The sequence below is a fragment of the Micromonospora sp. U56 genome (assembly GCF_018070095.1).
Taxonomy (GTDB): Bacteria; Actinomycetota; Actinomycetes; order Mycobacteriales; family Micromonosporaceae; genus Micromonospora; species Micromonospora purpureochromogenes.
In genome coordinates this window covers 1-22082 of the sequence record NZ_JAGPYL010000080.1, presented here as the reverse complement: position 1 = coordinate 22082, position 22082 = coordinate 1, and the positions used below count along the sequence as shown (strand labels likewise).

Sequence of the window (22082 nt, the reverse complement as noted above, 5' to 3'; positions counted from 1 at the left end):
GCGCCGGATGTCCGGGCGACACTGCCGACCCGCGTCAGACTCGGCGCCGGTGACATCGTGCCGACGGGCGATGTCACCGGCGCTGAGGGGCTCGGTGCGAGTGGCCGTGAGTGGCCTGTGAGTGTCATGTCCAGGCGGTGTCCTCGTCGGAGCGCGCCCGGGTGACGGGCGCCAGCAAGCCTCGGCGACCGGCGAGATGACCGTTCGGCCTGTGTCAAAGTCCAGTTCAAGTGCATCGACGCAAGCGGACAACATCAATGTAGGCCATTGTCAGAGATCGACTGGCAGAAGCGGTGTCACGACCGGCGGCGTCGTGTCGCAGAGGTTCCGGCCTGCGCTGTGAGGGGTCTGTGTGCCCGCCGTGGCGCAATCGGTGCCGACGCGCGGCCACGGCAGGGCGGCGATGTCCTTCGACAAGTCTTCTCTGACATGGGAGTAGTGACATGAACGTGTCCGCCACGGACTGGCCGACCTCGCCGCTGGACGCCGCCGACGCCGCCTTCGCGGCGTTGACCTGCCAGCCGGCGCCTCTGACGCTCGACCTTGACAGCTGCCTCCCCGACGACGGTGCACTGTCGGGTGTCATGGCACTGCCGGCGCTGCGCGACTGGCTCCTGCGGCATCCCCGGGCCTACCCGGTGCGGGACGGCGTGTGGCGGGAACTGGTCCGCCGTGCGCGCCTGGACGGGCCGGCGTGGGTGATCGCAGCGGTCGGGATGGCCATGCCCGCGCTACGCCGCTACGCGGGGCAGTTGTGCGCCGGCTACCCCGGTGACCCGGACGACATCGACGGCGAGGTCCTCGCCGGCTTCCTGACCGCCCTACGCGACCGGGTCGACCTGACCAAGGACGCCCCGTACGCGGCGCTGTGCCGGGCGGCGTGGCGCGCCGGGCACCAACTGCGCCTGCAGGCCAGCGAGTACACCACCATCGCCGACGTCGAGCACCTCACCGGCCCCCGCACCCCGAAGGTGCCCTACGGGCATCCCGACGTGCTCGTGTGCCGTGCCGTCGGCTTGGGCATCCTCGACGCCGAGGACGAGCAGCCCTACATCGACGTGCGGCTCGGACAGCGAGCGATCGAGCCGATCGCCGCCGGACTCGGTGTCACCGTCGACGCCCTGCGGATGCGCCTGGGCCGCATCGACATCCGCATCGCCGACGCTCTCGCCGCCGGCCTGCTCACCGGCATCGCATCCCCGCAAGCCACCGAAGCCCTCGCGGCCAAGGCCGGGCACCGGGCGGCCACCCGCGCCGGCCGGGCCACCGCCCGCCCACACGCCACGCACACGGCCTCCCCGGCGGCGGCAGCCGCCTGACCCACGCACCGAAACCCCTCATCGACAACCAGACGATCGGCACCACCCCCGCGGCGCCTTCACCGCCATCGTCCAGGTGAGGGCATCGCCTCGTGTTTCCGGCCGTCTGCGCCCGTATCGGGAGGACGCTGCCGGTCGCAGACCGAAGCGGATGTGAAGAGCCCGTGGGAGAAGCCGACGGGGTGCGGCGCTGTCCAGACCGGTGAGTGCTCCGGCGGCTCATCCGCACTTGTCGGCGTACGAGTCAACGTGCCCAGCCAGGTACAGCTGAACATGCACAGCGTCGTGTAGACGGACGCTGAGATGAGAGCCGGCAGTTCGCACCTCCAACCGCTCCCGAGCCGACCAGCGGCGCCTCAGCGAGACCCATGGGTAGTGTCGGTGGCCGTGGTGACGTTCCGTGACCAGCGATGCGCGATCGGCATGGCGGCGCATCCGCTTCTGCCGAGATCAGTGCGTTCGTCAGGTCACCCGACCCGCCAACCGGCCGGGTCGACACCGCCGGGCACCACCGCCGGGTCGTAGGGCTGCCGGGTGAAGACGAAGGTGCCGAGATCAAGGTGGCTCACCGCGCCCGCGGCGTCGCGTTCCACCCGCAGCCGCTCGCCGGCGAAGTAGCCGTTGGTCCCCTCCCACCCGCCGTCGCCCATGGGGCGCAGCCGGGTGCCGCGCCCGCCCCCGGACAACGGGATCAACTCCACGAAGCCATCGGCCAGCGGGCGCAGCACGTAGGGGGCCGGCCCCCAGTACCACGGGCCGGCGAGATCCAGTAGCTGCGGGTCGACTGAGGGCAGCGGGCGCCACGGCGCCGGGATCCGCGGCTCCCGCTCGGCGACCGTCTGCAGCAGGTCAGCGGCGAGAGCGCCGGCGGCGAGGCCGGCGGTCACGTTACCCATCACGACGGCGCCCAGAGCGTCATCGGGGCTGACCCACACGGTGGCGACAAAGCCCGGCATCGAGCCGGTGTGGCCGGCCAACAGTCGGCTATCCCGGCGCAGCAGTTGCATGCCGAGCCCGTATCCGCTGTCGCAGCCCGTCGCTTCCGGTGGACTCGTCGGGGCGCGCATCTCCGCGACGGTGTCCGGGTGCAGCACTCGCTCATCGCCGTCAATGAGGAAGGCGGCGAACCTGGCCAGGTCCGTCGCGGTCGACCACAGCTGCCCAGCCGGCGCCATCCGGCCGGTGTCCACGGCGGGCTCCGGCAGCAGCACGTCGGCCCAGGGATGGACCGCCCAGCCCGTGGCGTGCGGCGCGACCGGCAGCAGGGTGGTACGGGTCATCGCGAGCGGCTCCAGCACCTCGCGCCGCAGCACCTCGCCCCACGCCTGTCCGCGAACCCGCTGCACCAGCGCGCCGAGCAGCGCGTAGCCGGGGTTGGAGTAGTGGTGGCGCTGTCCGGCCGGATGCACCCGCGGATCGCTGCCGAGCACGTCGGCCAGGTCGGGTCGCAGCGCGCCCGGGGTTCGTTCCCACCACGGACCGGGCGCCTCAGCGACCAGTCCGGCGGTGTGCGCCAGCAGGGCACCGACCGTGGCCTGACCCGCCACCGTGCCGGGCAGGTGCTCGGCCAGCGGGTCGGTAAGGGCGAGTCGCCCCTCGTCGCGCAGGCGCAGCACCAGCACCGCCACGAACGTCTTGGTGATCGAGCCGATCCGGTACTGGATGTTGCCGTCCGGCACGCTACCGTCCACGCTTCCCCACCCGTCCACCCACGCAGGACGGCCATCGCGCACCACGGCGGCGACGACAGAAGGCGCCCGCCCCTGTACCTGACCAGTGGCCAGCCGGTGGACCAGCGCACGACGGGTATCGGGCAGCAGGTCCGTCTGGATCGGCGACATGCGGGCAAACCTACCGGGTGGCCGCACGGCCCGTAGCGGTCCCAGGCGTCCGGATCTGCCGCCGACCGTGCGTCACGTTGAGTGACGGGCGTGGCGGCGCTCGACGCGCGGTTCTGCCGAGATGAGTGCGCCTGGCCACCAGCCGCCTGACCGCGCCGATTGGCCGGCGAGCAAGATGTGCTTTGTGCGCCACGAGCGTCAGGTCTTCTACAACCCGCCGCCGGCGACGCCAGCCGGCGTGGGCGCGGCGCTCCATCGCGGCGACCTTCTCCGCGCCCTGGGTGCCGTGGTCGGCTCCCCACTGTACGGCGACGAAGATTGGCAGGGCGAGGTTCCTGGCGCAGATCGGAAGGTCGCCGGTGAGGTCCGTCATCACCGTACGGATCATCGCCCTGATCGGAGCGGCACCCACGAGAGTCAACGCCTCGATGAAGTCCGGTGCCGTGTCGCTCATCCGGTTTCCCGGGCGCAACAGGGCCCGCTGGGTTCGGCGCAGAGATCGATGGCAAGTCCGGTGTGGCTTCACACGAGCCGTTTCATCCCCGCCGATGCCGCCCTCCGGTGTGAGACGTGGGGCAGGCGTCGGGCGCTGAGGATCGGCTGATCCCCAGCGCCCTGCCCGAAAGCTGTTCGGCGATCCGGGACGGCTACTCGCAGCCCAGGGCCTCTTGGTACTGGGCCGGCGGCTTTCCGGCGGCCACCTTGTCGGCGGTCTCCCAGAACGCCTCCGGCCAGTCACCCTCGTCGTTCATCTGGTGCAGCACGGTCCACTTGTGGCTGCTGCGCAACGCGTCAGCGGCCCGTCGGAGGGCGGCGTCGTCGCCGGCCTTCTTCGCGCGCAGCCATTCGGCGATCCACCCGCAGCCGACCCGGCTGGTCACCTTGGCGCCGAACTGGTAGGCGTCGTTGGTGCCGAGGTCGCCCAGCGTGGTGGTGTCGAAGCCGGGAGGGAGCGGCACGTCGGCGAGCACCTTGGCCGCCTGCTCGTCCACCCGCTCCGGCGTGACGATCTCCGTCGGCAGCGCCGCCAGCCACGTACGAGCGTCGACGCGCACCACGTCGGCGAGAACCCGATCGAACTCGCTCCGCGTCCAGGTGCCCCCGGTACGCAGTTCGACGAAGGAACCGTCGCGGGGCCGGAGCATGACCGCGAAGTCGCTGGCGCTGTACCGGAACAGGTCCGCCGACCAGCCGTCGACCTTCACCGGCTCCGGCTTGCTGACGTGGAGCCGATCCTCGTGGTAGCCGTCGTACTGGCCGGCCGGGTACCAGTTCATCTCCACCTGCCGTTCGCCGTCGCTGAACGCGATGGTGCCCGTCTTCTCGGCGAAACCGTAGACCGTGGTCGCCTTCCAGCCGGGCTGGTCGATCAGCAGCCGCGGGTTCTCCTCGGCCGCCTTGAGCACCATCGCCGAATACGCGGCCGGGTCCGTCGCTTCGGAGGTGGTCGCCGGGGTCGTCGGGTGCCCGTCCGGCTGGTCCAACTTCATGATCGAGACGGTCAGGACACCGGCGAGAAGGGTGGCCGCGACGCTTGCGCCGGCGAGGCCGCTCATCACGCCGCGGCGCGCCCGGAAGCGCTTGCCCGGCGGTTCGGCGACGGGGTCGAGGGTCGGCACGGACATGATTTCCTCCACGAGGTTCTGCGCGGCCCCGTCGAGGTGCCTGAGGACACCGGGTCGGTACGGGTCGGCGTCTCGGACCATCCGGTCGAGGTGCTCGTCGGTCATCTGCCCTCCTCTGAGGTGCGTACGGCCATGACGTCGAGTACATGTCCGGGCGGGCCGAGGTCGTCACCGACGAGTTCTCGCAACCGGGCGCGGGCACGCGACAGCCGGGTACGGACCGCAGCCGGGTTCACGTGAAGGACCGCAGCGGCCTCGCGCGGCTCCAGGCCCTCCCAGAAGGTCAGCATCAACACCTCCCGATCCAACTCACCCAGCCGGGCCAGCGCGGCTTGGACCGTGAGCCGGTCGGGCACCTCGCTGCCCGGGTCGACGGCGACGGCGACCTTGAGCCGTTGCCGCAACCGTTCACCCAGCCGTTCCCGGCGGACTCCGCCGCGGTGGTGGTTGGCCAGCACCCGCCGGGCCACGCCGTACAGCCACAGCCGGGCCTCGGCCTCCGGCGGCATGTCACGGCTGCGCCGCCAAGCGACGAGGAAGGTCTCGGCGACCACGTCGGCCGCGTCCTCGGGCTGCCCGACGCGCCGCATGGCGTACGCCAGCAGCGGCTCGAAGTTGACCGCGTAGACGCGTCGGAAGCGGTCCTCGTGCTCAGCCCCGGAACTCACGTCTACTCCATGTCCGGCCGAGCACCAATCGTGACAAGCCCGATCCAGAATTCGCGGAGCTCGTCGGGCCGGCCTCGACCACCAGCGTCTTGGCCGCAACCCGAGCTCGGCCGACTGCTGGCATCCACTGGTCCAGGCGACCCGGGCCCGCGGTGCCGGTGACGATCCTGACCACCGTGACGCGGCCCGAGGATGTCACGAGCGACGCGAACAGTACGCCTGACGCCACCGCCTGTCCTGCTTCACCGCCGGCCGTCCATCGGGCCGAGGTCAGATTGCGCACCTCTGATGCCGCCGCGCGTCAGGCGCACGGATCTGCCGCTGATCGGGCTCGACGCAGCAGCCGAAGGGTCATTCCTCGGTGGTCGCCGGGGCGTCTGGGTCCCGGTCTTCGCATCGAACGCCCGCTCTCGTGATGTCTCCGGTGTGCACGAGTTCCCGGATCGCCGCAGTCATTGCCGATACGCCTGGCACCGGCACGATCAGCTGGTCGACGGCCCAGAAGTAGCTGCCGTTCGCCTCCTCGCCGGTCTCCTTCCACCGTGCCAGCAAGCGGCCGACCTCGTCAACGGTGAAGATCGTCAACGCCCACGTGGAGCCGTCCGGAAGGTCGACAAACGCGTCGACGTTGGCCACCGTACTCACGGCGCCCGGGTCCGGCCCGAGGAGGAACCGCGCCACGAACGTCGGCTCGGTGATAGTGGTGTAGGGATCACTGGCGTCCACGAGCACCAATCATGATGTACGGCCTGCCAGCATCCTCATCTGGCACCCCTCTGTGTCAAGAGGCGGCGAGGAGTGGTGTTCTAGGCTGGGGCTTGGCGGGTCCGGGAAGTAGCTGGACGACGGCCATGATGTGCAGGCCCGGTTGATGCGCCGGTTCCCGGCCCTGGAAAGGCGGTGGCGTTGCTGGTCACCGGAGGACGCGTCCAGGGGTGCGGTGCCGTTCCAGGAGGCGAAGTGCCCGCGGCTGGCGAAGCGGCTGATGTCCGCGACGTCTCCGATCAGCCGGGCGGCGCCGGAGGGGCCGATGCCGTTGAGGTCCTGCAGGCTGCTGCCGGTGGTTTCGACGAGCTCGGTCAGTTCCTTGTTCGCGGCCTTGATCTTCTTGTCGACCTGGACCAGTTCGGTGATCAGCTCGGACGCGAGCCGGCGGCGGGTGCGCCCGACCAGATCACGCGGCCGGATCGTGTTGAGCAGGGTCCGGGCCTGCGGAGCGGACAGGAACTTCTTCGCCCCGCCGGGCAGCAGTTCCAGCAGAAGCTTGTAGATGCGGTTGAGCAGGTCGGTGCGGGCGTGGCCGAGACCGTCGCGGTGGTCGACCAGCAGCCTCAACGCAACCGTCACATCGTCGACGGTGACCTGCCGCAGACCCTTCGCCCGCAGGGCTGCGACGGCGACGCTGTGGGCGTCGACCGGGTCGGTTTTGCGGCCCTGACCGGTGTCGAACACGCGGGCCCGTGCGGACAGTTTCGCCGGGACGTCCACCACGGTTTCGCCGTCGGCGACGAGGCGTTGAGCGATGTGCCGGCCGATGCCGTTGCAGCCCTCCACCGCCCAGACACGGTCTTTGTGCTGCCGACCGAGTTCCAGCATCGTCCGGTATCCGTCGCGGTCGGTGGTGAACCGGCCCTGCGCGAGAACCTTCTCGCGGTCGTTGATGATCTCGATGGTCGCGGACCGCTTGTGCGGATCCATACCGATGATGACCTGTCCCACGCTCGTTCTCCTCGATCAGACCGGGGCTGAATCCGGCGAGGAGGGCAGCGCTACTTCGAGCTGGGCAGACCCCTGACTTGTCTACTGGAGTCAGACGCGAGGGTCTGCAGCCCGTAGCGTCAGGGCGCCGGTTGGCATTGGCTCGCAGACCCCTTGCCGCCCTCGGGTTGGCTCATCAAGAGCGTGCCACCGCTGGCCGGCGCCCGGCCGTGGTGTGGCTCAACAGAGGCGTGCACAAGGTTCCGCAAGTCAGGCTGCCCACCACGGCGCATTCCCATCTGCCGGGCGAAGGGATCCCTGACCGTCGTGATCACAATCGGAATCGACCCCCACAAGTCCTCCCTGACCGCCGTCGCGTTGGACCCCACCGGCCAGCACCTGGGCACCAGACGCGTCACCGTCAACGCTGGGGCATACAAGACGTTGACCGCCTGGGCGGCTCGGTGGCCACAGCGACGCTTCGCCGTCGAGGGGGCGGCAGGCCTGGGCCGCGGCATAGCCCAGCTCCTGGCCGCCGCCGGCGAAGACGTTGTGGACGTGCCAGCCACCCTCGCCGCCCGCGCCCGACTGCTGGACACCGGCGGCGCCCGCAAGAGCGACTCCGCCGACGCGGCCAGCGTCGCGCACGCCGCCATGCGCCACAAGCGGCTGCGCACCGTCGTGGCCGAAGACCACAGCACCCGGCTGCGCCTGCTCTCCGAGCGCCGTGACGACCTGGCCAGCGAACGGGTACGCGTCCTCAACCGACTGCACGTGCTGCTGCGTGACCTGATCCCCGGCGGCGCCGCGCTGGACCTCACCGCCGAGAAGGCCGCCACACTCCTCCGCGGCGTGCGCCCGATCGGCGCCACTGACACCTGCCGACGCGACCTTGCCCGCGACCTCCTAGCCGACCTGCGCCGCCTGGATCGGCAGCTGCACACCAACCAGGCCCAGACCCGCCAAACCCTCGCCGAGACCCACTCCACCATCACCAACGTCCACGGGGTCGCGCACATCCTTGCCGGGAAGATCCTCGGCCACGTCGGTGACATCACGCGCTTCCCGACCGCTGATCACTTCGCCAGCTACACCGGCACCGCACCCCTGGAGGCATCCAGCGGCGAACGCCGCCGGCACCGGCTCAACCCCACCGGCAACCGCCAACTCAACACCGCCATCCACACCATCGCGGTGTGCCAGGCCCGCGACCCCGGCCCCGGCCGCGTCTACTACCTCCGCAAGATCAGCGAGGGCAAGACACCAGCCGAGGCCCGACGAGCACTCAAACGACGCCTCACCAACGTCCTCTACCGACAACTCCTCAAAGATCAACAAAAGCAACCCTCCGCCACCCCTTGACACACAGAGGCGCTCTTGAGCCTCTCCGCGCCACGGTGACCGGCAGGACGCATGCCAGATGAGAGCCACACCAAACCGCGGTGGGCAGCCGCCGAAAGAGCGACCCCGCCGGTCACCTCGACCAAGCCTGGCCGGGCTGCGGTCGTACCACCAGTAGATAAGTAGCCGCCGTCCGTGCGTGCTGGCCGATCGAGGCAATCACGCTCGGTAGCTGGCCTCCGAGTCGAGCCGGCATCCTGATCTGCCGATGTGAGCGTGCGTCGAGCGACTGGCGTCGACCTGCTACGCGATGCTGGCCGTGCTCGGCGATCAGGTGCTGTAGAGCCCGTCCCACGGTTCTGTGAACCCGAGGCGGTCTGGGTACAACTCGACCCAGTCGCCTCGCTCAGCGTCAGACTCGTCAATCAAGCCGAACGTGACACCGTCATGGACCACGCGAAACAGCTGGATGGCGATGTCGCCGTACTGCCGTTCAGCTAGCTGATCGAGCAGGCCACCCAAGCGCGCCTCGGCCTGGTCACCAAGCTCACCTCGTAGATACGGGGCGGTGGCCACCAGCGAAATGTCAGACCGGCGGTGGCGGCCGTCGACGTCGAACAGGTGCAGGTAGGCGTACCAGCGTATCCGTTCCCGGTCCGGATCCGGCTCATGGTCATCATCGCGATGCGCGCCGTGTATCCCCGCGTAGAACTGGCCCTCGGCGTATCGCCCTACCCTGTCGGTGTGGTACCCCGGTTCGCGCACTATCGGAACCAGAGCAGGTAGCGACATGCCGGCGACGATACCCTCCGACAACTGCACTCACCGGCTCGCAGACCGCGCGCGGTCGGCGCCGCACTTGTCAACCGGAAGTGACCCACCGGCGTCCGTATCCGGGTGTGGCTGCGGCGCTCGGGTGATCAGTCTGCACGGTCCAGCGTGACGGCGCTGTGCAAGGGGATGCTCGCCCACAGTGCTTGCAGTGTGGGGTAGTGCTGCACTTCCCACTCCGCTTCACCGATCGCATGGTCACGTTCGGGGCCGGGTGGACCGAAGTCGAACCCGGTGTTCTGCACGTTGAGCCGGTCGAGATCGGCGAGCGCGGGTGCGTCCGGGAATACCAGATCCAGGCTCACCTGCCAGTATTCCGGCTGGTACCAGTCGGTCTCGGTCCAGGTCTCCCGCACGTCGACGGCGAACTGTCGGGTGAAGCTCAGGCTGGGGAGCTGGTCGTGCCAGCTGTACCGCCCCCATTGAACAATGAAGCCGTCGGCGTCGCTGTCCAGACCTGGCTCCAGGCCGTCGACCGGCTGGGCAAGAAACTCGCGGAACGCCTTCCACGCCGCCTCGACGTTGTCCACCCGGTCCGGAGTTAGGCCGTGTCGGCGTAGCAGCCCGACCAGTTCTTCCGGCGAATCACGCCACGCGATACCCACGGTTCAGCCTCCCCACTCGGAACCCAACCGTCCGCTTGATCAGGTCGACATGCACAGGCGCACAGCACGAAGCGTCATCCTCCCGCCGAGGGCCGGAACGGGTCCAGCCGGGGTGCTGCGGTGTTGCGGGGCTGACCGGATATGAGGAGCTCGCCGCGATGAGCGGCCGCCGTGGCCTCTCGCGCGCCGCTCAGACGTTTCCGGATCTAGCCGCGATCCGCGCGGCCACTTGGGCGCAAGATAAGTACCACTCAGTAATCACGATCTCGGCCTGGCTCGGACAGTGTTCGTCGCAAAAGCCGATGGCCGGATCGATCGCACAGGTGCTGGACCGCCGTAGTCAATCGTTGAACGTCGCTTCAGACCTGTGCACGTTCGGCCGTGCCCGGCTGGGCACGGTGAGCCGTACGCCGACAGCGCTCACAGAGAGGGCTGGCAGCACGGTGAGTGGTGCGCGCCGCTGCAGGGCGGTGAGACAGCGCCGCGCGGTCGTCAGGCTCTCGACCTCGGCACGGCCATACCGCCTTTGACCTGCCCTGTGAGCGCCGCAGCCCCCGACTGTCGGGGCGGGTGAGCCGCTGTGAGAAGCGAGGGCGTTCGCCAGAGCACACAAACGCCGGTTTGGGGGTGCGGGACTTCTCGCAGCGCCCACGGCGCCACGCGGGGTCCCGCCCGCCGCCGGGCCCGCACAACGTCGGGCCGCCCTCGAGCCGGACGCCTCGGGTGCCGCGCAGTGTTTGGTGCGCTGACACCTCATCGAACACACCGCTACCCGACAAGGGAGGACGAGCTCCTCCCGGGGACAGCCGGTTCGTGGGTTCCCGTCTGCGTGCCCGGCGGCGGTCCCTCTTGACCGCCCACTAGCGCCCCGCCGCATCCCACATCGGCGGGGCCGGAGGTGACCCCGCCCATGTTCCGCATCCCGGCACGCCTGCGTGCCCTCACCCACTCCCCGGCCGCCCGCCGCGTCGGCCGTGTCGCCGCCGTGGCCGCGCAGGCCGCCGTGTTCCTGTCCGTTCCCGCTACCGCCTACGCCGACCCTGGCGTGCCGGTGCTGGCGGTGAACTCGCTGCCGGTGGTGATCGCCAACCTTCAGGCGTGGCTGATGGGCATCCTCGCCGCCCTGGCCACCCTGTTCCTCGTCCTGGCCGGTGTGTACTGGGCGACCGCCGGCGGTGACCCGGCGCAGGTCGACAAGGCCAAGGGGGCGCTGAAGAACGCCCTGGTCGGCTACGGCCTGGCGGTGCTGGCGCCGATCCTGCTGCAGGTCGTCCAGGGAATCGTCGGGGGTTGACTCATGGGCTTCCTGCTAAACCAGATCCTGGACTGGCTGTCGGCGGCGATCCTGGCGACCCTGGACGCACTGTTCGCGGTGATCAGCAGCGTCCTGCTGGTCACCCCGAACGTCACCAGCCTGCCGCAGGTGCAAGCACTGACCGGCCGCTCCGTATTCGTCGTCGACACCGTCTTCGTCCTGGCGTTCATCGCCGCCGGCGCGCTCACCATGACCGCCGGCGGCGGCGAGGAATCCCGCTACAGGGTCAAGGACCTCCTCCCCCGGCTGATCGTGGGGTTCGTCGCCGCCCACTTCTCGCAGTTGTGGTGCGGCATGCTCATCGACCTCGCCAACGGCCTCACCGCCGCGCTCACCACCCCGGAAGGGGGCAGCGACGGAGCGCTGCGGGCGATCAAGACCCATCTCACCGCCGGGCGGGACAAGACGGCGGCGCTGCTGTTCGTCGTCTGCGTGGCGATCATCGCTGTCCTGCTGGCCGGCACCGCGTTCAGCGTGATCGTCCGCTTCGCCGTCGTGCTCGTTCTCACCGCCGCCGCTCCCCTCGCTCTGGCCTGTCACGCGCTGCCGCAGACCGACCCGGTCGCGCGGCTGTGGTGGAAGTCGTACGCCGGGGTCCTCGCCGTGCCGGTGGTGCAGGGCTTCACCCTCTACGCGGGCCAGTGGATGCTCACCGACCCGGACCATCTAATGCCCGTGCTCGGCCTGCCGGTGGATCCGGGCGGGGTGATCAACCTGTTCGTGGTGATGGTCATGCTGTGGACCACGCTGCGGGTGCCCACCCTGATGCGCCGCTACGTGGCCACGGGCGACAGCGGCCGCGGGGCGAACATGCTCGGCGCGGCCGTGCGGGTGATCGTCGTGCAGCAGGTGACTCGCTCCGTTCCCGGCCTCGGCAAGGCGCTGAGGGCGGTGGGCCGATGACCGGTCGAGAACTCCCGAAGACCAGCATTGAGGCGGGGCGGGCGCGGATGCCCGCCGACGTCGACGCCCCCGACAAGGTCCTCTACGGGCTGACGTTCCGGCAGCTGGCGATCCTCGCCGTCGCGGCCCTCGTGTTCTACGGCGCCTGGCGCGTCCTGCACCAGGTGGTGCCCGCACCGGTGCTCGTCGGCGCTGCCGTCGTGATCGGTGGGCTGGTGTTCGGTGTCGCCGTGGGCCGCCGCGACGGTCTCTCGCTGGATGCGTGGCTGTTGGCCGCCGTCCGCCATTCACGGGCGCCGCGGGCGCTGTCGACGACCGACACGACATCGAAGACCCCGGACTGGGTGCAGGCGCCCAAGAACAGGGTGATCCTGCCGGCGCCGCTGAAGCTGCCCGCCGACGCCATCGACGACGGCGGGGAGATCCGCCTCGGCGGGGCGCGGGCGGCGATGGTCGCCGCCACCACCGTCAACCTCGCCCTGCGCACGCCGGACGAGCAGGCCGCCCTGGTCGACACGTTCGGCCGCTGGCTCAACAGCCTGTCCACGCCGACGCAGATCGTGGTGTCCGCGCAACCGGTCGACCTGCACTCCGCCGCCCGCACCCTTGCGCAGGCAGCGGGCGCGCTGCCGCACCCGGCTCTGGCCGACGCGGCGGCCGACCACGCCCGGTTCCTCAACGACCTCACCCAGCGGCGGGATCCGCTGCGCCGGCAGGTCCTCGTCGTCACCCGCACCAACGTCGGGGAGCGGGGCGAGCACGCCGCCCGGCGCCGCGCCGACGACACCGCCCGGGCCCTGTCCGGCCTCGGTGTCACCACCCGGGCGTTGGACGGCGCGGCCGTCACCGCCGCGATCGCCGCCGCCGCCGACCCCTACCGGCCCGCCCGCCCCGGCGGCCTCGCCGCCCCCGACGCCGTCATCACCTCACCCGCACCCCACCAGCGCCAAGCACCCGCAAGGAGCAGACACACATGAAGGTTCTCAACCGATCCCACCCCGCGGACCGCGGCCGGCAGCCACACCGGCTGGCGGCCGCGGTCGCGCCCGCCTCCGTGGAGGTGACCCCGCGGATGCTTCGCGTCGGCGACGGCTACGCCGCGACCCTCGTGGTCACCGGCTACCCGGCCGAGGTCGGCCCCGCCTGGCTCGAACCCCTGCTGTCCTGGCCCGGCCGCCTCGACCTGGCCCTGCACATCGAGCCGCTGCCCGCGCCGGTCGCCGCGGCGCGCCTGCGCACGCAGCGGGCCCGCTTCGAGTCCTCACGGCGAGCCGACGCCGAGCGGGGCAAGCTGCCCGACCCGTCCGTCGAAGCGGCAGCCGACGACGCGGCGGACCTCGCCGAGCGTCTCGCCCGCGGCGCGGCCAAGCTCTTCCGGGTCGGCCTCTACCTCACCGTGCATGCCCGCAGCGAAGACGAGCTCCTCGACGCCTGCGCCCAGGTGAAAGCCGCCGCCGCGTCGACGCTGATCGAGGTGCAGCCGGCCACCTGGCGGCACCTCGCCGGCTGGACCACCACCCTGCCCCTCGCGTCGGACTCGCTGCAGGTGCGCCGCACCATGGACACCCAGGCCCTCGCGGCCGCGTTCCCCCTGGCCAGCGCCGACCTGCCCGCGCCGCTGCCCGGCGACCCGCCCGCCGAGGGTGGGGTGCTGTACGGGGTGAACCCGGACTCCGGGGGGATCGTGTGGTGGGACCGGTGGGTCCAGGAGAACCACAACTCGGTCGTGCTGGCCCGCTCCGGCGCCGGCAAGTCCTATTTCGTGAAGCTGGAGATCCTGCGCAACCTCTACCAGCGGGTGCAGGTCGCGGTCATCGACCCCGAAGACGAATACCTCCGCCTCGCCGATGCGGTCGGCGGGGCCGTGGTCCGCCTGGGTGTGGCCGGGGTGAAGGTCAATCCCTTCGACCTGCCAACCGGCGATACCCGCCCCGACGTCCTCACCCGCCGCGGACTGTTTTTGCACACGCTCATCGCGGTGCTGCTCGGCCAGCAGCCGCCACCAGCGGAGCGGGCCGCCCTGGACCGGGCGATCCTGGCCGTCTACCGGCAGGCGGGCATCACCGCCGACCCGGCCACCCACCACCGGCCCGCCCCGCTCCTGCGCGACCTGGACGCAATCCTGCGGGCCGACGACGACCGGGCCGCGGGCCAGCTCGCCGCCCGCCTCGCCCCCTGGGTGCAGGGCTCGTTCTCCGACCTGTTCGACGGACCCACCACCACCCGGCCGGACGGGCACCTCGTGGTGTGGTCGCTGCGGCACCTGCCCGACGAGTTGCGCACCGTCGGCACCGTCCTCGCGTTGGACGCGATCTGGCGGGCCGTCGACACCCCCGGCCGGCTGGCCACAAGGCGGCTGGTCGTGGTCGACGAGGCGTGGCTGCTGATGCGCGACGGCGAGGGCGCCCGGTTCCTGTTCCGCATGTCCAAGGCCGCCCGCAAACGCCACGCTGGGCTGACCGTCATCACCCAGGACGTCGCCGACGTCCTCAGCACCGACCTCGGCCAGGCCGTCGTCGCCAACGCCGCCACCCAGATCCTGCTCAAACAGGCCCCACAGGCCATCGACGCCATCGGCGACGCGTTCGGCCTCACCTCCGGCGAACGACGCCTGCTCCTCGCCGCCCGCGTCGGCACCGGCCTGTTGATCTCCGGCACCAACCGGAGCAGCTTCGAGGCCATCGCCTCCGACACCGAGCACCTGCTGTGCACGACCCGTCCGGCCGACCTGGTCGACCTCGACACCGAGGAGGCAGCCGACCTATGACACCACGACACTCGATCCTCGCCGCCGCGCCGACGCCGCACCCGTCCGGGCCGAGCACCGGCTTCGTCGTGCCGGCGACCGGGCCGGGCCGGTGGGTCGTCGACGCCGCGGGGTGGGCGGTGCAGCGGCCGTGGCTGCTCGCCGTGGCCGCCGCCGCCCTGATCGCCTCCGTCGCCGCCCGCAACATCCTCGGACTGTGGCGGCACCGGCGGCACGCCGACGGCGCCCGCCTGATCACGATCGCCCCGCCGCCCGAGGTCGACCCGCACAGCGCATCCGCGCTGTGGGCCAACCTCGCCGGCACCCTCACCCCATCCCGCCCGCAGGGGCTGCTCCACGGCAGCCCCCACGTGGTCTGGCAGTACACCTGGACCGGCCGGCAGCTGCTCAGCTCCGTGTGGGTGCCCGGCACCGTCCCACCCGGCGCCGTCGAAGCCGCCGTGCGCGCCGCCTGGCCGGGCGCCGCGTGCACCACCGACGACACCACCGCAGCACCGATCCCCCTCGACACAGGAGCAGCGGTCGGTGGACATCTGCTGCCCACCGCCGCGGAATGGCTGCCCTTCCACACCGACCACGACAACGACCCGCTGCGGGCGCTGATGTCCGCCGGCTCCGGACTGCGCGCCGACGAGCACGCCTGCGTGCAGATCCTCGCCCGCCCCGCCACAGCACGCCGGGCCCGGCGCGCCCGACGCGCCGCCGCCCGGCTCCGCGACGGCAAGACCCCGATCCCCACCATCAACCCGGCCACGCCGCTGCTGTGGCTCGTCGACGCATTCCTGCCCGGCCGCACCGCCCCAGCCACCCGCCAGGGCTCGACCTCAGGGCGGCGAGACCCCGGGGTGGAGCGGGACGTGCGGGCGATCCTGGACAAGACATCCCACCCGATGTGGCAGACCAGCATCCGCTACGCCGTCGCCAAGAACACCCAGCGCGCCGGCGCCAACCAGCTGGGGCGGCTACGGGGTCTCGCCAACACTGTCGCCTCATCATTCGCGGTCCATTCCGGCCGTAACCGGCTGGCCCACCGCGCCCGGATGCCCGCACCTCTCCAAGTTCTCGCCCGCCGGCGCCTGGGTGCGGGGTTCCTGACATCCACCCCGGAGTTGGCTGCCCTCGCGGCGCTGCCCCGCGACCTCGCGGTGCCCGGCCTCGACCGGGCCCGGGCGAAGGCCATGCCCACCCCCGTCGCCGTCCCGACCGGCGGGCGCGGCACGAAGGTCCTCGGCACCGCGGAGGTCGGCGGCCACGGCGTCGCCCTGTCCGTCCCAGATGCGCGCTATCACCTGCATGTGGTCGGATCCACCGGCTCCGGGAAGACCACGCTGCTGGTCAACATGGCCGTCGACGACATCAAAGCCGGCCGCGGCACCGTCGTCATCGACCCCCACGGCGACATGGTCCTCGACATCCTCGACCGACTCCCCGCCTCCGTCGCCGACCGGATCGTGCTGTTCGACCCCGACCAACCCAACCCGCCCACCCTCAACCCGCTCTCCGGCGACGACCCCGACCTCGTCGTCGACAACCTCGTGTCGATCTTCGGGAACATCTTCGCCAAAGCCTGGGGACCCCGGATGGACGACGTGATGCGGGTGGCCTGCCTGACCCTGCTCCGCCACGCCAACGTCACCCTCCAACACATCCCACCCCTGCTCAACAGCAAGCAGTTCCGGTCGGCGATGACGGTCAACCTCGACGACCCGGCCGGGCTGTCCGGGTTCTGGCAGTGGTACGACGAACTGAACCCCGCTCTGCGCTCCCAGGTCATCGGACCCGTCCTCGCCCGCCTACGCGCGTTCCTGCTGCGCGACTTCGTCAAACGCACCATGCGCTACCCGAAATCCAGCTTCGACATGGGCAAAGTCCTCGACGGCGGGGCACTGCTCGTCCGCATCCCCAAGGGACAACTCGGCGAGGACACCAGCAAACTGCTCGGATCCCTCGTCCTAGCGCAGGTGTGGCAAGCCGCCACCGCCCGCGCAAAGACCGCCCCCGAGAAGCGGCGCGACGCCACCCTGATCATCGACGAGGCGCAGAACTTCCTCACCCTGGCCAACAGCCTCGACACGATGCTCGCCGAGGCCCGCAAGTACCGGCTGTCCCTCGTGCTCAGCCATCAGGACCTCGCCCAGTTTCCCAAGGACCTCCTCGCCGCCGCATCGGCCAACGCCCGCAACAAGATCTACTTCTCCTGCGCGCCCGAGGACGCCCGCGTCCTGGCCCGGCACACCCTGCCCGAACTAGACGAGCACGACCTGACCCACCTCGACGCCTACACCGCCGCCACCCGCCTCGTCACCGACGGACGACAGACACCGGCATTCACCATGAAAACGCGCCCACCCAAGCCGGTCATCGGGGAGGCCACCGCGATCAGGCAGGTCGCCGCCACGGCGATCACACCTCAAGACGCCAGCGCCATCGACGCCCTCGTCGACCGGTACTCCCGGCCCGAGCAGGCCCACCCGGGCACCAGCACGGCCACCACCAGCGACAGAAACGGCGACACCACCAAACGGAGCAGCCGCATAACCCGCAACTCCTGACCCCGTCCCCTCGCAGCCCTGCCGGAGTGATGGCTGGTTCTGACGGTCTCAGCCGCCCGCTCCGACGGCTTGAAATCGCCCACCCTGAAGGCGGCCCGACGCCGGCCTCAATAACACTCCAGTGACAGCACTCCTTAGCTTGCTGTCCCCGTCGCCGACTTCGCGGACGCCCTCACAAGTAGCCGATGAGGACGCGCTGACCAGGCGCGGGTACGGCGTGGCTTTGCCAAGTGGGCACAATGACGCGGTGACGCAGCCGATGCCCCACACCCTGAGCACCTTGGCCGCCGACTTCCGGGCCCTCGGCCTGTCAGCCGGAGACACGGTGCTGGTGCACTCGTCGGTACGAGCGTTGGGGTTCGTCGTCGGTAAGGTACAAGCCGTCGTCCAAGCTCTGCTGGATGTGGTCGGCCCCGCCGGCACGCTGGTCGTCCCGACGCACACACCCTTTAACTCCGACCCCGCGCGCTGGCGCAACCCGCCCGTCCCCTCAGCGTGGTGGCCTCTCATTCGACAGCAGAATCCGGGTTTCGATCCGGCGCGTACTCCCAGCCGGCACATGGGTGTCCTGGCGGAGACCGTGCGGACCTGGCCAGGCGCCCTGCGCAGCGCGCACCCGCACGTGTCGTTCGCCGCACTGGGCACGCGGGCGAGAGCGATAACCGGCGACCATCGACTCGAGGAAGGGCTGGGCGAGAAGTCACCGCTCGGAGCCCTCTACCGAGAGCACGGCAAGGTCTTACTGCTGGGTTGCGGGCACGAGCGCAACACGTCGCTGCATCTGGCGGAGCACCGACAGGCCCAACCACCGATGACCGATTACGGAGCCGCTGTCGGTGAACCGGACGGCAACAGCCGTTGGGTCACTTGGACGGCGCCGATGGCTGACGCCTCGAACTTCGCCGGCATCGGGGCCGCGTACGAGGCAACGGGCGCCGCCAGAGTCGGACCGGTCGGCAGCACCGTAGCGCATCTCATGCCACAGCGTGACCTGGTCGACTTCGCCACGGCGTGGTTGGACCGCCACCGGCCATAACGGGAAGGGCCGCTAGCTACTCACCCTCGATCAAAATCCGGTGCACCGATCTGCCGCCGTGCGTGCGCGCCGGCCGTTGGATCGTTCGTCACCGCCCGTAACTGGCGTTCGTAGGCGTGAGCATCCTACTTTGCCGAAATCAGTGCATCCGATTCAAGCCGGCGCCATGCCGACAGGCCGGCGAATGTCGTCACGGTTAGGCTGGTCCCGGGGCCGAGTCTCGGCCGACGGAAGGCGAGACTGCGGCGCCGAAACGGGCCGCGACCGTCGCCACGGCGGCATGCAGTTCGGGGCTTTCTTCCACGGAGAAGTCGAACGGGACGGGGGCCAGCCACTCCTGCGCGTACATCGTGGGGTTTCCGGTGCTGCCGACCAGTACGCATCGTTCGCCGTCCGGCTGGAGGCGGCCCATCGGCGGCCGGATCCAGGGCGCCACCTTCTCCCGCGGCGCGTGGAACACCACGCGGGTGGGGTACTTCCAGCCCGCGCCCAGATTTTCCTCGAGGGCGGCAACAGGATCCAGGTCGTCGGGCGGCGTGAAGCCGTGCGGGGTCTGCCGTACGGTCCGGACTCGGTCGATACGGTACGTGCGGATGGCGTCCGCGCGGTGCGAGTGGCACAGCAGGTACCAGCGCCCGTACCGCACCACGACTGCCCACGGGTCGACCTCGGCGGCCCACTCCTCGCCGCTCTCGCCTCGGTAGGTGACCATGACGCGGCGTCGGTCGGCGACGGCGGCGATCAGGGCACTTGTGGTGGCGGGGTCGGGGCGGGCCGAATGCCGGTCAGGGGTGGCCGCAGCGTACGCCCGTAGCGCCGCTGCCTGCCGTCCGACGCTTTCAGGGAGTGCCCGGATGACCTTGCTGAGCGCTGAGCCGACCAGGTCGTCGGCGTCGATGGCGTTCGGCTGCCCGTCGAGCACGGCCATGACCAGGCCGAGGGCCTGCTCCTGAGTGAAGACGACCGGCGGCAGCCGGGTGCCGCGACCCAGCCGGTAGCCCCCGTACGGCCCGCGGGCCGACTCGACCGGGATGCCGGCCTCGCGAAGGATGCCGACGTAGCGCCGCGCGGCCCGTTCCGTAACGCCCAGGAGCGAGGCGAGTTGGTCGGCAGTCGTGCCGGGACGTGCATGCAGGATCTCGAGCGCGCGCAGGGCCGGGGCGGTGGGGCTCGGACCGGTTGGCACGACGGCCAGAGTACCGGAAGCATATCGTCCGGAATTGCCTCTAGGTTGATCCGATGACTGCAGAACAGATCGTGCTCTTGGGTGGCCTGTGGCTCGACGGATCGGTGTGGACCGGCGTTGCGTCAGAGCTGGAGAAGAGGGGCCGCCACGCGGTGTCGGTGACCCTGCCGGGTCAGGGTGACGGGAACGTGTCGGCGACGCTGGCCGACCAGGTGACGGCGGTGCTTGCCGCCGTGGACGCGGGGCTTGGCAGGTCGGTGGTGGTGGGGCACTCCGCAGCCTGCACCCTGGTCTGGATGGCGGCCGACGCGCGGCCCGGGCGGGTCGCGAAGGTGGTGCTGATCGGCGGGTTCCCATCGAGCGACGGGCAGCCGTACGCGGACTTCTTCGAGATCACCGACGGCGTCATGCCGTTCCCGGGTTGGGACCCGTTCGAAGGCGCGGACGCGGCCGACCTGGACGAGCAGGCGCGGCGGGCGTTCGAGGCGGCCGCGATCCCGGTTCCAGAGGGCGTGGCCAGGGGCGTCGTACAACTGACGGATGAGCGGCGGTTCGACATACCTGTCGTGATGGTGTGCCCCGAGTTCACGCCTGCCCAGGCGCGGGAGTGGATCGCCGCGGGCGACATACCCGAGCTGGCCCGGGCCAAGCACATCGACCTGGTCGACATCGATTCCGGACACTGGCCGATGGTGACGCGGCCGACAGAGCTGGCGCGGATCCTGGCCGCGGTCTAGCCGGGGCACGGAGCACCGCACGCGCGGCGTCGTGGTCTCCTGCCAGCTCCCAGGCGTGGACTCTGCTGGAACGCAGCATCCGGATCTGCCGCAGACAGCGAAAGCGCGATCATGCCGAGATGAGTGTGTTCATGGAGTCCCCGTAGACGCAGACTGCCGTCATCGCGGTATCGTGCGGCCGACAGGTGGTTGCGAGGCGGCGTGGCGTGAACGGAACGTTCCGAATAAAGGCGGCGCAGATGGGTCTGCGCCGGTACTGGCTGGCCCTGGGCGAGCTGAACGGCGGGCGTTTCGGGGTAGTGGATGGCAACCTCGATGTCAGCTTTGCTCACGCCCGGATCGTTGATGTCGACTTTTCCGGGCTGAGGTTCTCCAGCTTTGGGGCGCATGACTCGCTGTTCGAGCGCTGCGACTTCACCCGGACCGCGTTCGACCATGTCTCATTCGGCGCTACGGGCTACGGCGGCGAGCGGTGGGACGGACTGACGTGGCCGGCGACGGTGTACCGGGAGTGCGTCTTCGCTCGCACCCACATACCTCCGCAAGCCTTCTTCGGCAACGCCCGGTTCGAGCGCTGCATCTTTGACAGGGCCCGCCTTCGCGGCTTGACCTTTACTCACGAGGCGCAGTTCATCGGGTGCACCTTCCGGGGCAAGATCCAAGACGTGAACTTCTGGGGCACGCCCCCTGAGCACACCGCGGTGCTCGGCCGAGACCGCAACGCCTTCACAGGTAACGACTTCACCGGCGGAGACCTGCTCGGTGTCGCGTTCAAGCACATCGACCTTCACGCCCAGAGACTTCCGGGCCTGCCCGACTACGCCGTCCTGGACCGGGTTGACCAGCGTGTGGCCGCCGCGCTTGCCGCCATGGCCGATTGGCCGGACGAGGAGATCAAGACCGAGGCGGCGTGGTCCTTGCGGTTCGGGGCCAACGACGCGATCGAGTACAACGATGGGCACGCCCTGGTGTCTCGAAGCTGGGTCGGCCGGCGGCTGCCACCGGACGTCCGAGATCAGATCTTCTGGATGCTCGTCAACTACAGCGACGACCAGCAGTAGAGGTCCCTATGGTTGGCCCCTGCCGACCGTGCCAGGTTCCGCAGCTGGGCATACTGATCGGCTTCGTGCTCGTCCAGCAGCTCTTCCTCGGCGTACTCCGCCAACCGTTCGTCGGACACGCCAGCCAACGCCAGGGCGACCTCCGGCCGCACCCGCGTCAGCCACGGCCCGTCAGCTTCGGCGGAGATCACGACATCGTCACCGAACTCGCTGGGATCCCGGCCAGTCAACTCCGCGACCCGACCGGCCAGCCCATCGATCCACCCCTTGCAGTCCACATACGGCCAGCCGATGCCCGCCGGCCCCGCCGAGAGACCGACACGGTCCAGCTCCACGCTCGACGCCGCGAAGTAGTCAACGAGCACGCCCACGGCAAGCCACGGTAGCGGCGGCGAACCAAAGCCGCGAGACTCGGTCCGGTGAGGCGCCCGACTGCGACGCGCACTCATGTCTGCCGCTTTCCGCGCGATCGGAACTTGTCAAGGTCGGTGGGACCAGTGGGTGTTACGCCGCTTGGGGTAGTGGTTGATCGGTTGCCGGTTCGGGTGGGTTGATCCAGACGGCGTCGGGCAGGTGCAGCGCTTTCGGTCTGGGCCG

19 protein-coding genes are annotated in these 22082 nt (G+C 70.4%); 10 read left to right on the top strand and 9 right to left on the bottom strand.

From position 1 onward, the window contains the following. The first annotated feature begins 443 nt into the window (after positions 1-443). The gene (locus tag KBX37_RS23600) at positions 444-1319 is read left to right on the top strand and encodes a hypothetical protein (RefSeq protein WP_210778092.1); all 876 of its coding nucleotides are present in this window, start codon (positions 444-446) and stop codon (positions 1317-1319) included. 467 nt (positions 1320-1786) lie between these two features. Here KBX37_RS23600 and KBX37_RS23595 read toward each other — a convergent pair whose 3' ends face one another. From KBX37_RS23595 to KBX37_RS23575, 5 genes are all read right to left on the bottom strand, one after another. Beyond that, complete coding sequence (locus tag KBX37_RS23595; protein WP_210778091.1) at positions 1787-3160, bottom strand: serine hydrolase; 1374 nt, start codon at positions 3158-3160, stop codon at positions 1787-1789. A gap of 647 nt (positions 3161-3807) precedes the next feature. Then, positions 3808-4890: a hypothetical protein gene (locus KBX37_RS23590; protein WP_210778090.1), complete on the bottom strand. Its 1083-nt coding sequence runs from the start codon at positions 4888-4890 to the stop codon at positions 3808-3810. Next, the gene (locus tag KBX37_RS23585; RefSeq protein ID WP_210778089.1) at positions 4887-5453 is read right to left on the bottom strand and encodes an RNA polymerase sigma factor; all 567 of its coding nucleotides are present in this window, start codon (positions 5451-5453) and stop codon (positions 4887-4889) included. The genes KBX37_RS23590 and KBX37_RS23585 overlap by 4 nt, the downstream gene beginning before the upstream one ends. A 351-nt stretch (positions 5454-5804) precedes the next feature. Next, positions 5805-6179, bottom strand: a complete 375-nt coding sequence (locus KBX37_RS23580; RefSeq protein ID WP_210778088.1) for a hypothetical protein — start codon at positions 6177-6179, stop codon at positions 5805-5807. Positions 6180-6188: 9 nt separating this feature from the next. Next, a complete protein-coding gene (locus KBX37_RS23575; RefSeq protein ID WP_307849174.1) occupies positions 6189-7172 on the bottom strand; it encodes an IS110 family transposase in 984 nt (327 codons plus the stop codon). 306 nt (positions 7173-7478) lie between these two features. On the opposite strand from KBX37_RS23575, the gene KBX37_RS23570 reads away from it, so the two are divergent. After that, entirely contained in the window at positions 7479-8513 is a 1035-nt protein-coding gene (locus tag KBX37_RS23570) for an IS110 family transposase (protein ID WP_210778087.1), read from the top strand. Between the two features lie 309 nt (positions 8514-8822). Here KBX37_RS23570 and KBX37_RS23565 read toward each other — a convergent pair whose 3' ends face one another. Further along, positions 8823-9284, bottom strand: a complete 462-nt coding sequence (locus tag KBX37_RS23565) for a hypothetical protein (RefSeq protein ID WP_210778086.1) — start codon at positions 9282-9284, stop codon at positions 8823-8825. Between the two features lie 128 nt (positions 9285-9412). Continuing rightward, positions 9413-9928 (bottom strand): hypothetical protein, encoded by a 516-nt coding sequence (locus KBX37_RS23560; protein ID WP_210778085.1) that lies wholly within the window; start codon positions 9926-9928, stop codon positions 9413-9415. Positions 9929-10838: 910 nt separating this feature from the next. Here KBX37_RS23560 and KBX37_RS23555 point away from each other — a divergent pair. The 6 genes from KBX37_RS23555 to KBX37_RS23530 all read left to right on the top strand — a co-directional run bounded on the left by KBX37_RS23555 (position 10839) and on the right by KBX37_RS23530 (position 18501). Then, the gene (locus tag KBX37_RS23555) at positions 10839-11222 is read left to right on the top strand and encodes a pilin (RefSeq protein WP_210778084.1); all 384 of its coding nucleotides are present in this window, start codon (positions 10839-10841) and stop codon (positions 11220-11222) included. A 3-nt stretch (positions 11223-11225) separates the two neighbouring features. Then, positions 11226-12146 carry a hypothetical protein gene (locus tag KBX37_RS23550; protein WP_210778083.1) on the top strand — a complete coding sequence of 307 codons (921 nt, stop codon included), beginning with the start codon at positions 11226-11228 and terminating at the stop codon, positions 12144-12146. Positions 12147-12193: 47 nt separating this feature from the next. After that, positions 12194-13123: a PrgI family protein gene (locus KBX37_RS23545; protein ID WP_210778100.1), complete on the top strand. Its 930-nt coding sequence runs from the start codon at positions 12194-12196 to the stop codon at positions 13121-13123. After that, positions 13120-14913 (top strand): VirB4 family type IV secretion system protein, encoded by a 1794-nt coding sequence (locus KBX37_RS23540; protein ID WP_210778082.1) that lies wholly within the window; start codon positions 13120-13122, stop codon positions 14911-14913. The genes KBX37_RS23545 and KBX37_RS23540 overlap by 4 nt, the downstream gene beginning before the upstream one ends. Then, entirely contained in the window at positions 14910-17465 is a 2556-nt protein-coding gene (locus tag KBX37_RS23535; RefSeq protein ID WP_210778081.1) for a type IV secretory system conjugative DNA transfer family protein, read from the top strand. The genes KBX37_RS23540 and KBX37_RS23535 overlap by 4 nt, the downstream gene beginning before the upstream one ends. Positions 17466-17712: 247 nt before the next feature. Continuing rightward, on the top strand, positions 17713-18501 hold the full coding sequence (locus tag KBX37_RS23530) for an AAC(3) family N-acetyltransferase (RefSeq protein WP_307849173.1): 789 nt from the start codon (positions 17713-17715) through the stop codon (positions 18499-18501). 196 nt (positions 18502-18697) lie between these two features. Here the strand turns inward: KBX37_RS23530 and KBX37_RS23525 are convergent, their stop codons facing one another. Further along, positions 18698-19687, bottom strand: a complete 990-nt coding sequence (locus KBX37_RS23525) for a YafY family protein (RefSeq protein ID WP_210778080.1) — start codon at positions 19685-19687, stop codon at positions 18698-18700. Positions 19688-19740: 53 nt separating this feature from the next. Between KBX37_RS23525 and KBX37_RS23520 the strand changes: the two genes are divergently transcribed. Further along, the gene (locus KBX37_RS23520) at positions 19741-20424 is read left to right on the top strand and encodes an alpha/beta fold hydrolase (protein ID WP_210778079.1); all 684 of its coding nucleotides are present in this window, start codon (positions 19741-19743) and stop codon (positions 20422-20424) included. A 206-nt stretch (positions 20425-20630) separates the two neighbouring features. Then, the gene (locus tag KBX37_RS23515; protein WP_210778078.1) at positions 20631-21485 is read left to right on the top strand and encodes a pentapeptide repeat-containing protein; all 855 of its coding nucleotides are present in this window, start codon (positions 20631-20633) and stop codon (positions 21483-21485) included. Here the strand turns inward: KBX37_RS23515 and KBX37_RS23510 are convergent. After that, the gene (locus KBX37_RS23510) at positions 21464-21856 is read right to left on the bottom strand and encodes a hypothetical protein (RefSeq protein ID WP_210778077.1); all 393 of its coding nucleotides are present in this window, start codon (positions 21854-21856) and stop codon (positions 21464-21466) included. The genes KBX37_RS23515 and KBX37_RS23510 overlap by 22 nt on opposite strands. Positions 21857-22082: the final 226 nt, after the last annotated feature.

Coding starts and splice junctions, on each gene's coding strand:
- KBX37_RS23600 (WP_210778092.1), top strand. CDS start 444: ATGAACGTGTCCGCCACGGACTGGCCGACCTCGCCGCTGGACGCCGCC.
- KBX37_RS23595 (WP_210778091.1), bottom strand. CDS start 3,160: ATGTCGCCGATCCAGACGGACCTGCTGCCCGATACCCGTCGTGCGCTG.
- KBX37_RS23590 (WP_210778090.1), bottom strand. CDS start 4,890: ATGACCGACGAGCACCTCGACCGGATGGTCCGAGACGCCGACCCGTAC.
- KBX37_RS23565 (WP_210778086.1), bottom strand. CDS start 9,284: ATGTCGCTACCTGCTCTGGTTCCGATAGTGCGCGAACCGGGGTACCAC.
- KBX37_RS23555 (WP_210778084.1), top strand. CDS start 10,839: ATGTTCCGCATCCCGGCACGCCTGCGTGCCCTCACCCACTCCCCGGCC.
- KBX37_RS23550 (WP_210778083.1), top strand. CDS start 11,226: ATGGGCTTCCTGCTAAACCAGATCCTGGACTGGCTGTCGGCGGCGATC.
- KBX37_RS23545 (WP_210778100.1), top strand. CDS start 12,194: ATGCCCGCCGACGTCGACGCCCCCGACAAGGTCCTCTACGGGCTGACG.
- KBX37_RS23540 (WP_210778082.1), top strand. CDS start 13,120: ATGAAGGTTCTCAACCGATCCCACCCCGCGGACCGCGGCCGGCAGCCA.
- KBX37_RS23535 (WP_210778081.1), top strand. CDS start 14,910: ATGACACCACGACACTCGATCCTCGCCGCCGCGCCGACGCCGCACCCG.
- KBX37_RS23520 (WP_210778079.1), top strand. CDS start 19,741: ATGACTGCAGAACAGATCGTGCTCTTGGGTGGCCTGTGGCTCGACGGA.